Source organism: Rummeliibacillus sp. GQ308 (assembly GCF_059759115.1).
Genome location: NZ_JCAXDQ010000002.1, coordinates 88,781 through 101,934 on the forward strand (window position 1 = coordinate 88,781; position 13,154 = coordinate 101,934).

Annotated in this window: 12 protein-coding genes; 10 read left to right on the top strand and 2 right to left on the bottom strand. The window is 38.2% G+C overall.

Annotation, left to right across the window (positions count from 1 at the left end; translation table 11 throughout):
- Positions 1–6: 6 nt before the first annotated feature.
- Positions 7–537 (bottom strand): antibiotic biosynthesis monooxygenase family protein, encoded by a 531-nt coding sequence (locus AC6CHJ_RS11635; protein WP_498288665.1) that lies wholly within the window; start codon positions 535–537, stop codon positions 7–9.
- Positions 538–877: 340 nt separating this feature from the next.
- On the opposite strand from AC6CHJ_RS11635, the gene hemE reads away from it, so the two are divergent.
- The 5 genes from hemE (at position 878) to AC6CHJ_RS11660 (ending at position 7,096) form a co-directional block, all read left to right on the top strand.
- A complete protein-coding gene (gene hemE, locus AC6CHJ_RS11640) occupies positions 878–1,939 on the top strand; it encodes a uroporphyrinogen decarboxylase (RefSeq protein ID WP_150285022.1) in 1,062 nt (353 codons plus the stop codon).
- 84 nt (positions 1,940–2,023) lie between these two features.
- Positions 2,024–2,956 (top strand): ferrochelatase, encoded by a 933-nt coding sequence (hemH, locus tag AC6CHJ_RS11645; RefSeq protein WP_498288667.1) that lies wholly within the window; start codon positions 2,024–2,026, stop codon positions 2,954–2,956.
- Between the two features lie 74 nt (positions 2,957–3,030).
- Positions 3,031–3,537 carry a FixH family protein gene (locus tag AC6CHJ_RS11650; RefSeq protein ID WP_150285024.1) on the top strand — a complete coding sequence of 169 codons (507 nt, stop codon included), beginning with the start codon at positions 3,031–3,033 and terminating at the stop codon, positions 3,535–3,537.
- A gap of 113 nt (positions 3,538–3,650) precedes the next feature.
- Positions 3,651–4,220, top strand: a complete 570-nt coding sequence (locus AC6CHJ_RS11655; protein WP_147196261.1) for a TetR/AcrR family transcriptional regulator — start codon at positions 3,651–3,653, stop codon at positions 4,218–4,220.
- Positions 4,221–4,285: 65 nt separating this feature from the next.
- Positions 4,286–7,096, top strand: a complete 2,811-nt coding sequence (locus tag AC6CHJ_RS11660; protein WP_498288669.1) for a YhgE/Pip family protein — start codon at positions 4,286–4,288, stop codon at positions 7,094–7,096.
- A gap of 180 nt (positions 7,097–7,276) precedes the next feature.
- On the opposite strand, the gene yhfH is transcribed toward AC6CHJ_RS11660, so the two are convergent.
- A complete protein-coding gene (yhfH, locus tag AC6CHJ_RS11665; protein WP_084246941.1) occupies positions 7,277–7,402 on the bottom strand; it encodes a protein YhfH in 126 nt (41 codons plus the stop codon).
- A gap of 139 nt (positions 7,403–7,541) precedes the next feature.
- On the opposite strand from yhfH, the gene lplA reads away from it, so the two are divergent.
- From lplA to AC6CHJ_RS11690, 5 genes are all read left to right on the top strand, one after another.
- On the top strand, positions 7,542–8,534 hold the full coding sequence (gene lplA, locus AC6CHJ_RS11670; RefSeq protein WP_147196265.1) for a lipoate--protein ligase: 993 nt from the start codon (positions 7,542–7,544) through the stop codon (positions 8,532–8,534).
- A gap of 98 nt (positions 8,535–8,632) precedes the next feature.
- On the top strand, positions 8,633–9,337 hold the full coding sequence (locus tag AC6CHJ_RS11675; protein ID WP_066789539.1) for a response regulator transcription factor: 705 nt from the start codon (positions 8,633–8,635) through the stop codon (positions 9,335–9,337).
- A 2-nt stretch (positions 9,338–9,339) separates the two neighbouring features.
- Complete coding sequence (locus AC6CHJ_RS11680) at positions 9,340–10,338, top strand: sensor histidine kinase (protein WP_147196267.1); 999 nt, start codon at positions 9,340–9,342, stop codon at positions 10,336–10,338.
- Positions 10,339–10,435: 97 nt separating this feature from the next.
- Positions 10,436–11,209: an ABC transporter ATP-binding protein gene (locus AC6CHJ_RS11685; RefSeq protein WP_498288671.1), complete on the top strand. Its 774-nt coding sequence runs from the start codon at positions 10,436–10,438 to the stop codon at positions 11,207–11,209.
- On the top strand, positions 11,175–13,115 hold the full coding sequence (locus tag AC6CHJ_RS11690; RefSeq protein WP_221298000.1) for an FtsX-like permease family protein: 1,941 nt from the start codon (positions 11,175–11,177) through the stop codon (positions 13,113–13,115). Before AC6CHJ_RS11685 ends, AC6CHJ_RS11690 begins: the two co-directional genes overlap by 35 nt.
- Positions 13,116–13,154: the final 39 nt, after the last annotated feature.

The window sequence follows — 13,154 nt, forward strand, 5'->3', positions numbered from 1 at the left end:
TTATTATTATTCTTCCTGTTCTTCTTCTAGTTTGGTTGTGGTATATGTTTTTACGTATGGATGGCTGACAAAGATGTTACCTGTATCCACTCCATTGATATTCTTTTTGGGATGTTCGAAGGTTTCTTTGTAGGTGGGGCTTGCTTTCCAAGCTTCAAATGAATGTGGACCATTCCACACAGTCAAAGAAATATAGGCTTCATCTTGGAAAGGACGTGGTCGTAATAGTCGGTAAGAATTAAAGCCTGGCTCCTCTTTCAGTTTTTCGATTACTTTTAAGAAGTTATCTTCAAATACAAGATGGCTTTCTTCTTTTACAGGAATATAGTTTAACGCGTAGAATCCATTTTGTTCGAGTTGACCTACTTGATGGACAATCTCATAGCTTTTAGGCGTGGCGAAGACGCTTTTCTTCTCAGATTCATGAAGCAGGACGGTTTTGTCGGCTCCATAAAGTAAGATCATATTTTCATTGCTATGCTTTTGTTGAATGCTTTCCATAAATTCCGGTGTGCCTGAAGTTAAGTATACGTACATAATTTATTCCTCCTAATGAAAGTAAAAAATAAGCGCTGGAGAAAACCTTTACTTTATTATATGTATTCCCTAATAGCTTTAAGTATAAACGTTTGCTAGGTGAGTTAATAATAGAAACAGTTACTAAAGGGTATAAGTGAGAAAGGACTGAAATGGGAGCCGAAGTTCATTAGACTATTGCTGATTGCAAGGCATTGTCAAAATAATGTCGCAAATTCCTACGTTTTTTTGACAAATTGCACGTTGAACTATACAAGTCTGAAATAAACGTCTATCATAAAATTGGATATGAATGTCGAGTCAAACTAATTTACTAATTATGAAAGGAAGATTACTTGCCATGGGAACATTTAATGATACGCTCCTGCGCGCGGCGAGAGGAGAAAGAACGGCGTACACGCCAGTTTGGTATATGAGGCAAGCGGGTCGTTCGCAGCCGGAATATCGCAAGATTAAAGAAAAGTATTCACTAGAGGAGATTACTCACCAACCGGAGCTATGCGCATATGTAACACGTTTGCCAGTGGAAAACTATAATGTAGACGCTGCCATTTTGTATAAAGATATTGTTACACCGCTTCCTGGAATGGGAATAGACGTGAAGATTAAAGAAGGAGTCGGACCGGTTATTACCAATCCAATCAGGACTGCAAACGATGTCAGCAAGCTACAAGAGTTCCATCCTGAAGAACATGTACCATATGTGCTTGAAACGATTAAACTTTTAACAGAAGAACAGCTGGATGTTCCTTTAATTGGCTTTGCCGGTGCACCATTTACGCTAGCAAGCTACATGATTGAAGGGGGCCCTTCTAAAAACTATGCGTTAACAAAGTCCTTTATGGTATCAGAACCAAAAGCATGGTTTGTCTTGATGGATAAATTGGCTGATATGATTGTTGCTTATCTAAAAGCTCAAATCAAAGCAGGCGCGAAAGCGTTCCAAATTTTCGATTCTTGGGTAGGCGCATTAAGCCAACAAGATTATTCCATCTTCATCAAACCTGTGATGGAAAAAATCTTTAACGAAATGAAAGACGAAGGTGTGCCAATGATTATGTTTGGTGTTGGTGCAAGCCACCTAGCTATGGAGTGGCATGACCTTCCAGTAGATGTAGTCGGCTTAGATTGGCGTTTGCCAATTAAAGAGGCACGCCAAATGGGCATTACTAAACCGGTACAAGGTAATTTAGATCCTACATTGTTATTAGCTGACTGGTCAGTACTAGAAAATCGTACGAAGGAAATTATTGACCAAGGATTACAAGTTCCTGGGCATATCTTCAACTTAGGCCACGGTGTATTCCCATCTGTAAATCCGGATGTCTTAAAGCGTTTAACAGCGTTTATTCATGAATACAGCGCACAAATAGTAAAAGCAAACGCAAGCACTGCAAAATAACGTCTAAGCATTTAAAGGGAAAGAAAACTGTTATATCCCTTTATATTTGAGCATAAAGAAAAATATAAATGAGGTGTCTTAACTATGAAAAAACAAATCGGACTATTAGTAATGGCATATGGAACGCCAAATAGCGAAGAGGATTTAATTCCTTACTATACGCATATTCGTCACGGTCACCGTCCAAGCGATGAGCATATTGAAGACCTGCGTAGCCGTTATCAAGCAATCGGCGGCATCTCACCTTTAGCAGAAACAACAAGAAAACAAGGTAAAGCGTTAGAAGCACGCTTAAATGAGGTCCAAGATGATGCAGAATTCAAATTGTATATCGGTCTAAAACACATTGCGCCATTCATTGAAGATGCAGTAGAACAAATGCACAATGACGGCATTACAGAAGCTGTATCAATCGTACTTGCACCGCATTTTTCATCTTTCTCTACCAAGTCTTACAACTCAAGAGCTTTAGACAAAGCTGCTGAACTGGGCAATCTAACAATCCATACGATTGACAGCTGGTATAAAGAAGAAAAATTCCTGCAATATTGGACAGAAAAAATTAATGCAGAGTTCGATACAATGTCTGATGAAGAACGTGAAACAGCATGCTTAATCGTTTGTGCACACTCACTTCCTGAAAAAATTATCGCAATGGGTGACCCATATGCAGATCAATTGCATGAAACAGCTGAAATTCTGCAACAACGGACTGGCGTGAAGAATATGGAATTTGGATGGCAATCAGCAGGCCAAACAAAAGATCCTTGGCTTGGACCTGATGTTCAAGATTTAACTCGTGATTTATACAATAACAAAGGATACCGTTCATTTGTGTATACACCAGTTGGATTTGTAGCTGAACACTTAGAAGTGCTATATGACAATGACTATGAATGTAAAACAGTTTGCGAAGAATTAGGTGCTAACTATCATCGCCCTAAAATGCCAAACGACCACCCGTTATTCATTGACGCGTTAGCAGATGTTGTACAAAAAACATTGGCGAATGCCTAAACAACAACTTAACTCTATCTCTTAAGGGATAGAGTTTTTACTAAGAGAACACTCTTTCTAAAAGGAGAAAAGAAATGAAAAAAGCTTTTATTAGTGTTGCGATCATTGCTGGTGTTCTAGCAGGATGCAATAATGCAGATACATCTAAGAATGATGATGCCTCTAAAAATGCAAGCCAATCTGCTATAGAGGTGAAGGTGGATATCCAAACACCTGATCATGTAAAGGCGAAGAAAGATATAGAATTAGTGGCACACGTTACACAAGCGGATAAAGCTGTGGACGATGCAGACGAAGTAAAATTTGAAGTATGGGAATCAGGCCACCGTGATAAAAGTGAAATTTTAATGGGTGAACTCGATAAAGACGGTGTGTATAAAGCAACAACTAAATTTAGCCATGATGGTGTTTACTATATGTATGCACATACTACTGCACGCGGCCTGCATGTAATGCCAAAGAAAAAAATAACTGTAGGCAAACCAGACCTCAGCAAAGTCAAAGAAGATAAAGATGATGGAAAAATGGATATGAATATGATGGATATGGACCATTCTAAAAAGGATGAAGACGACCATTAATAGCTGAAAAAAATAGTTGCACATTCTAAAAATATGATGTAGTATTATTGACCAGATGACTGAAAATGTTTTCTGGTCAATTTTATTTTTGAGGGAAGTAGGTGAGAAACAAAATGGATCGTAAGCAAGAGATTCTAGAAGCGGCTTCCAAGTCTTTTTCACTGTTTGGGTACAAAGCGACTACAATGGAACAAGTCGCTAAATTAGCAAACGTTGGGAAAGGAACTATTTATACTTTCTTCGCCAATAAAGAAATCCTGCTTCAGGAAATTGTATTAAAAATGATACTGGAAATGAAAGCAGAAGTAGAGGTTGAAATAGATCCTACATTGCCTTTTAGAGATAATGCACACCGTGTATTGATGAAAATCCTGCAATTCCGTGAGGTGCATCAACTTTATGCGAAGCTGGTAGAGGAAGAAAAAGAACTTCGAACACCAGCGGTTAAAATTATGCTCGAACGGGTAGAAAGTGAGATAGTATCCTATATTGCTGAAAAATTTGATATTGCGATAGGAAAAAAGGAATTGCGTGAATGTGATTCTGAACTTGTTGCATATTTGTTATACAAAGCATATATTGCATTTGTAGCCGACTGGGGTCAAACACATGAAAAAGAGTTAACCGAAGACCAAATCGCTTCATTGTTTCAAAACACTATTTTTCGTGGGCTTTTGCCCTAATTCTTTTTGAATAAAATTGACCAATTGAACAATTGGGTCAGTTGGTATTAAGGAGGACTAAAAGCGTGATTAAAGCAGAATGGAGTGCAATTTTTCATTCTAAAAAGGTTTTAGTTGCTATCATCGCCATTTTATTTGTTCCTATTATTTACGCGGGTACATATTTATGGGCGTATTGGGATCCATACTCACACTTGGATGAACTCCCAGTAGCTATTGTAAATGATGATACTGGAGCAAAATTGGATGGCAAAAAGCAAAACCTAGGGAATGACCTTGTCGAAAGGTTAATCGACAGCAATAAATTTAAGTTTAAGGAAGTCTCCGATTCAGCCGGAAAAGATGGTTTGAAGAATCGCGATTATTATTTAGAAATTCTTATTCCAAAAGATTTCACTAAAAATGCAGGTTCTTTATTAGAAGATGATCCCGAACAAATGAAGATCATATACCGGCCAAATGAAGGGTATAACTTCTTGGGAAGCCAAATCGGGAATTCAGCAATCGAATTGGTTCGTAAAGAAGTCAATAAACAAGTATCAGCAACTTATGCAAAAACATTATTTGCTAATATAAAGAAAATGGGCAATGGATTTGGCGATGCCGCCAATGGTGCTGGCAAACTAGCAACAGGTGCCGGCAAGCTGGATAAAGGCGCAAATCAGCTCAATGAAGGTGTTCAATCTGCAAAAGAAGGCTCCACAAAACTGAATAACGGAGCACAATCAGCCAAAAATGGCGCCTACGACTTAAAAAATGGCGTGGATTCAGCAGCGAACGGTGCGAATAAGCTAAATGACGGTGCGAATTCAGCAGCCACTGGTGCAAAGGATTTAGAAAATGGCATTAACTCAGCAGCAGATGGCGCGAATAAATTAAATGATGGTGCGAATTCGGCAACCACTGGTGCAAAGGATTTAGAAAATGGTATTAACTCAGCAGCAGACGGTGCGAATAAGGTAAATGACGGTGCCCAATCCGCTATCAATGGCTCGAAAGAATTGCAGAATGGTATCAACTCAGCTAAGAGTGGTTCCACTCAATTGCAGACAGGTTCATCTGACTTGAAAAAAGGAACAGAAACCTATGTTTCAGAGTTAGAAGGCAATACACCTAAAATTAAAGCTTTAAATGATGGCGCACAAAAGGTAAATAACGGCGTGGCAACATTAAGCGGTAGCTTGTCTCAATTAGTGCCAGGAGCTGCGTATGTTTCAAACGGTGTGACAAAACTGGTGAATCTTATTGGTGAATTTCCTAATCAAGTCCAGTCATTAAAAACAGGTGTTGCAGATATAAATGGCAAAGCAACCAACCTGACAGCTAATAGCTCATCTTTATCTAACAATACGAAAAAGTTAATTGAACAAATTAATAATATGGATATTCCGGCAGAGCAAAAACAAGAATTGCTACAGACGGCTAATGCTGTAGATAAAGATGCGTCAACTGTGAATACAGGAGCTGGAAAACTAAGTGAAGTTACTTCACAAGTAAACCAAAGTATAAGCAGCATTAATGCACCAAGTACGGGAGACGACTTATCTAAACTAAAACAAGGCGCAGCAGATGTATCGAAAGGTCTAGATCAAATGAATCAATCCGTCTCAAATGAACTTGCCCCAGGAACAAAAGATTTGGCAGACGGCACAAGCCAGCTTGCAGACAAATGGAACAGTTCAATTGAAGGTGCGAAAAAATTAGATGCAGGTGCTGGTCAGTTAAACACAGGTATTTCTTCGCTTGATAATGGATTAGGCCAATTGCAAACAGGTTCAGGTAAATTAACTTCAGGCCTTGGTACACTAAGCAATGGCACAAACTCACTTGCAAATGGTATGGGTAAACTACAAAATGGTTCTACTCAATTAACGACAGGATTAGGTACATTAAGCAATGGTACCAAATCATTAGTTGGTGGTATTGGTCAATTGCAAGCAGGTTCAGGTCAATTATCAACAGGATTAGGTACATTAAGTAACGGTACCAAATCATTAGTTGGCGGAATGGGTCAATTGCAAACAGGCTCAGGCCAGCTGGCAACAGGTTTAGATACATTAAGCAACGGTACCAAATCATTAGTCAGCGGATCAGCACAGCTATCTGATGGTTCTAGCCAGCTTGCATCAGGTGCAGGCGAATTGCAAGACGGTGCGGATAAACTGCAAGGTAAACTAGCAGATGCCCATGACCAAGCTTCTAAAATTAAAGCAAATCAAAAAACGTATGATATGGTCGGCGAACCGGTCGAAGTAGAGAAACAAGAAGTAAATAAAGTACCAACCTATGGTACAGGTTTTGCTCCATTTATGCTTTCTCTCGGCTTATTCGTTGGAGCCCTCATGCTGTCGATTATTTATCCATTTGTAGACGCAGCAATCAGACCGAAAAACGGCTTTTCTTGGTTCTTAAGTAAAGTATCCGTTTTAGCTGTTGTTGGATTGGTTCAATCGACACTTGTTGTCATTATCGCTTTATTTTTCCTAAAAATAGAGGTAGTCAATGTACCAGCGTTTATATTCATGACTGTTTTGGCAAGCTACACATTCTTAGCACTAATTCAAATGCTTGTTTCCATCCTAGATAATCCAGGCCGTTTTATTGCGATCATTATCCTAGTATTGCAATTAACAACAAGTGCGGGTACATTCCCATTAGAATTAGTGTCAAAACCATTACAAGTATTTAATAAATTCTTACCGATGACGTATTCAATCCAAGGGTTTAGAGCAGCCATCTCCACAGGCGATATGAGCTTCTTTGCCTTTAATGCAGTTGTATTAATTTCCTGCATGGTTGTATTCTTAATCATTACTTGCGGCTATTTCGTTTTACGTTACAAAAAACGTTTCTCAAGAGAAGCAGCAGCTGAATAATTAAAAAGAAAAGACCAGAGATTTGTATTCTCTGGTCTTTTCTATGTATCTAATAGAAAAAGGATTGTGAATGAGATTCACAATCCTTTTTCTGCGATTTTGTTGTAAGCAAATGTTGTAAGCAAATTACTTATAGGTTCATTCTCTAAGGAATGAGCACAAGAGCAAGTAATATGGATGTTATAAGGTATTGCAATGTTCACAAGTGTTTGCATAGCACTCACTTTGTTCATCGATTTTTTCGCCACATTCTACACAGTGTTTATCAGGTAAGTTTTTGAAAAATTCTACAACGTTTTCTAACATTGAATTCTCCTCCTTAACATATCTGTTATATTACTGCTTTGTTATAATGTATTGTATTATAACAGGTGGAGAAATGTCAATACAAAAACCCAAATATATTGTAAAATAAACGTAGTATTGTAACTGAGGAGTGTATTCAATGTATTTTATAGATAATAAAGGAATCACAGATCCACGTATTAATTTGGCTATTGAAGAATATGCACTGAAAACGTTAAATGTGGAAGACGAATCTTATTTGCTTTTTTATATAAATCAACCATCTATCATTATTGGAAGAAATCAAAACACAATTGAAGAAATTAATACAGATTACGTGGAAGATCAGAATATTATTGTTGTGAGACGCTTATCAGGCGGCGGCGCAGTCTATCATGATCTGGGCAATTTAAATTACAGCTTTATCACAAAAGATGATGGCGAATCGTTCCAAAACTTTAAGAAGTTTACGCAGCCTGTTGTGGATGCGATGAAAAACCTAGGTATCCAATCGGAGCTGTCTGGCCGCAATGATATCCTGGCTGAAGGACGCAAAATTTCAGGGAACGCTATGTTTTCTACAAAAGGCCGCCTATTTAGCCATGGTACCCTTTTGTTTGATACAAATATTGATGAAGTCGTAAATGCATTAAAAGTGAGAAAAGAAAAAATTGAATCAAAAGGGATCAAATCTGTCCGTTCTCGTGTAGCTAATATTGTGGACTTTATGGACAAACCAATCACAGTTGAAGAGTTCCGAATGGAAATCTTAAAATCGATATTTGGCGGAGAAGAAAATATTCAATACTATGAATTCACCGATGAAGATTGGGCAAACATTCATAAACTATCAGAGGAGCGATATCAACAGTGGGATTGGAACTATGGCCAATCACCGAAATTCAATATTCAACGCTCTAGTAAATTCCCATCCGGTTTTATTGACTTGCGCTTAGAAGTCAACAAAGGCTTGATGGAGGATGTGCATATCTTTGGCGATTTCTTTGGCGTAGGGGAAATGAAAGATATCGAAGAAGCTTTAAAAGGAAAAAGATATAGCTTAGATGCAATAGGAGAAGCTCTTGAAGGAATCGACATCCCGACTTATTTTGGCGGTGTATCGAAAGAAGAATTCCTAAAGCTTATATACTAAACGAACAAAAAAGTTGTTTCTGTACAGGCAGTCACACTAATCGGCTGTCTGTGTAGGAATCCAATAGAAACGAACACTTATTGAAAGGGGGGAGTTTAATGGCTACACATCGGATCCTTATTGTAGAAGATGATTTAAAAATAGCATCTCTGTTGGCGGAAACGCTCAGAAGGTATCATTATGATGTAAAGGCAGTAGAATCCTTTGAAAACATTTTGGAAGAGTTTCAAATGTTCAGCCCTCATATTGTCCTGTTAGATATCAATTTGCCTTCATATGACGGTTATTATTGGTGTCGCCAGTTAAGACAAGTGACTACATGCCCCATTATATTTATTTCGGCTCGCTCAGGCGAAATGGATCAAATCTTTGCATTGGAGAATGGCGGAGATGATTTTATAACAAAGCCATTTAATTACGAAATTGTTCTAGCTAAGATTAAAAGCCATTTAAGAAGAACATACGGGGAATATGCGGCAACCCAAAAAGAAAGAGTCATTAAACTTGGGCAATTTCAGCTTTATATAGAAAGAATGGAGCTCCACAGTAAGAACGAAATTATACCTCTGCAGAAAAAAGAATGTGTCATTCTGGAATTATTAATGGGCTCGACTCCAAAAGTCGTGACGCGTGAACAGCTTTTAGAAGAGCTATGGGATGATCAATCATTTGTAGATGAGAATACGCTTAATGTGAATATGGCTCGCGTACGAAAAAAACTCTCCGATTACTCCATCCAATCTTCTATCGAAACAGTTCGGGGCGCTGGTTATCGATTTGTATTATGTGAAGAGGAACAATAACAATGGATTCTATCAAATTATTTATAAAGGATCATATTGGTTTTTTAATCTTTAATCTGCTCCTAGTTTTATTTATTCTTTTGCTCTATTGGCTAGATGGCTTTAGAAATACAGATACAGCCATATATACAGTAATCATTTCAATCATTTTGACTATTACTTTCCTATTCACACGCTATGTTATGAGACAGTCCTTCTATGGGAAAATACTGCAAAAACCTTTAAAGATGGAAGAGGCTTTGCAGAAAAATGCTAAAATGCCGGAAAATATAGCCACTGAAAAGTATATACACGAGCTATACCGGTTATATGAATTAGAAGCTCAAGCCCTATACGCTCATCAAAAAAGGCAAATGCAGTTTATGAATCAATGGGTACATCAAATGAAAACGCCCATCAGCGTTTTGGAGCTGTTGCTGCAAGATGAAACTGAACTGGACCGAGAAAGTGTTCGAGAAGAAGTCGAGCGATTAAGGCGAGGTTTAGAAACCGTTTTGATGAATGCGCGTCTAGATACTTTTGAAGAGGATATGAAAATTGAACAGGTAGCATTATTACCATTGGTCAGCTCGGTTATTAATGAAAACAAACGTTTATTTATTAAAAATCAGGTATATCCTCAAATTAAAGTGGACGAAGATTGTATAGTAGCGACAGATGCAAAATGGTTTAAGTTTATCGTTGGGCAATTCATTACAAATGCGGTGAAATATACGTTTGAAAAAGGAAAAAAAGTATATATATCATCCTCTCATGACCATGGGCACGTCATCCTTACCATTAAAGATGAAGGCATTGGAATCCCGCCTTCTGATTTAAAACGTGTAACCAAAGCCTTTTTCACAGGAGAGAATGGCCGGAAAACAGCCGAATCGACCGGTATGGGACTATATTTGGCAAAAGAAGTATGTGAGAAACTTGGCCATCATATGGAGATTGATTCAGCAGTCGGGGAAGGTACAACAGTGCGCATTTCTTTTAAGTGTCACTTCCACGAATGAATTTGACTAGACCTACAAAAATTCTGTTTCCCTAGCTTTGTCTACCCGTTTATGTGAAAGAAAGCCTTCTAGAAAATGATAAAAGCGAGGAATTCATATGGCATTATTGAATATACAAGACGTGACAAAAGTATATGAAGGAAAAGTAACGCACCGTGCAATCAATCAGTTAAGCTTTGAAGTTGAAAAAGGCGAATTCTTGGCTGTTATGGGTCCATCAGGAAGCGGAAAAACCACATTGCTTAATATGATTTCAACTATAGATACGCAAACATCTGGCGACATCGTAATAAACGGGATCAGACCCTCTGAACTTAAGAAGAATGATCTGGCTTACTTTCGAAGAAGGCAGCTAGGTTTTGTTTTTCAAGACTTCAATCTTTTACAAATGCTAACGGTTGAGGAAAATATGGTGCTGCCTTTGTCACTGGATGACCAAGATCCTTCCATGATGCAGGAAAGGGTGCAGCTGGTTGCCAAACAATTGGGCATAGAAGATATTCTGCAAAAAAGGCCAAATGAGATATCAGGTGGCCAAGCTCAACGGACAGCAATCGGACGGGCCATCATTCATAAGCCATCCCTTCTGTTGGCTGATGAGCCTACAGGAAATCTGGATTCCAAGGCTTCAGGAGATGTGCTGCAATTGCTTGGCCGTATTAATCAAGAGGAAAATACAACCATCGTGATGGTAACGCATGACCCGATTGCAGCAAGCTATTGTGACCGTGTACTTTTTATAAAGGATGGCGAGTATTTTAACGAAATTTATAAAGACAACCATCGTCAAACCTTCTTCCAGGCGATTTTAAATGTGTTGAGCTTATTAGGAGGGCATGTCGGTGACTTTTCGACAATTCGCATTCCGTAACGTAATCAGAAATCGTCGAGTCTATGCAGCTTTCTTTCTCTCAAGTGTTGCCTCTGTTATGGTTTTCTTTATTTACTCAATGCTGATGTTTCATCCCAAACTCGAAAATGAATTTCTGCAGGAAATTGCTTTTCAAGGGATGGTCATAGCAGAAGTAATTCTTGTTTTATTTATGTTGTTCTTTTTGCTGTACTCGATGAGAGCCTTTTTGGAGGCACGCCTAACGGAATTTGGCTTATTGCTTCAGTTAGGGATGGAAAAGAGAAAGCTAAATAAACTGATACTATTTGAGACAATGATTATCGGTATGGCAGCAATTATTGTGGGCATTCTTTTTGGCTATGCCTTTGCAAAATTTTTCTTTATGATTGTTCGAGAGATTTTGCAGATTGATAGCCTTCCGTTATATTTTTCTTGGAAACCATTTGCGCTGACCATTAGTATCTTTACAAGCCTATTTGTCATCATTTCTTTTATTAGCGTAATGTTTATAAAGGATGTTCATTTAGTCAGCTTGTTGAGAGGTTATTGGCGGAATGAGCAGTTATCCAAGTTTTCCGTTTGGAGAGGACTCCTCGGTATGCTGTTGCTGTTGGCAGCCTATATAATGGCAAGCCAAATACAAAAACAGTATCTAGTCATCTTTACAATATTGACTCCGCCTTTTGCCGTGCTGGGAACGTATTGGTTTTTTACAGATTCCGTACCTTTTTTATTATCACGCTTACGGGCACATAAGAAATGGTACTGGAAGAAGTACCATATCATATCGCTTGCAAAGATATCTGCTATCATGAGGGAAAATGCAAGAATGTTTTTTATCACATGTATGGTATCGACATTAGCCTTTTTAGCTGTTGGAACGCTGAGCTCTATGTCTACATTTACGCATCAGTATCATCAGCTCAATCCGTTAGGCCTTGTCTATTCTAGTAAATATGGAAATCCCTATGAACGAGAGCATATTACAGGGTTGATTAATGAATTAGAGGAGAAGGGGCTAAGTTATCACTTAAATAAATTTGATATCAAACGTCAAACTTCCTCCTATACAAAAAGGTCTGTCAAGATTATGAAGCAGTCGGATATCAATCGATTGGCCATTGTTTTTGGCTATCCAGTCGTCAATTTAAGACCTGGTGAGGCGATGTTTTTGCCGTATTCACTCGATTCTATTAATGAGTTAAAGACGAAAAAAGTAAATACGGTCCTTGAGGAAAATAACGTTTCGCTTTCCATTGATAAGGTCTACCCGAAGGTGCTATTTTCACCGACTGAATTAGGTACGAATGTGATTATCGTTAATGACATTGACTTTCACATGATTATAGATCCTATCCAAGGAGCAGAAACAAGACAATCAACAACCCATATCTTTGTATTCTATGTGCCTCAGTGGACTGAGACAAAAGATATTGGAACAGATTTAGATGTAATGGTTTCGAACGCCTATGTGGCCAATAAGCAGGATCAGCTGCCTTTCTACTTTGAAAATCCGGGTTTAGACTATTCATTTTTCCGTTCTACTTTTGCGTTATTGTTATTTATCGGCCTGTTGGCATCAACTGTCTTCTTCCTTGCTTCTGGCAGCTTTATATACTTCAAGTTATATACAGGTCTTGAAGAAGACAAAAAACAATTCGATACACTCCGTCGAATGGGCGTGACACATAAAGAACTAAGAAAAATTGTCGATAGCCAATTAATTACGCAATTCTTCTTACCATGGGGATTAGCAATGCTCCATAGCACATTTGCTTTTATGGCGTTGCAAGTATTCTGGAAAGGCATAGCAGATCTCTCTATCATAAAAGAAACGATCATCGTGTTGGCAGGGATTACGGCTATCCAAATTTGTTACTTTTATTTGATTCGTTGGCGTTACCTTGCACATATAAGAGCTTAATCAAAAACAATAGACACTAGAAATAGCTGTCTATTGTTT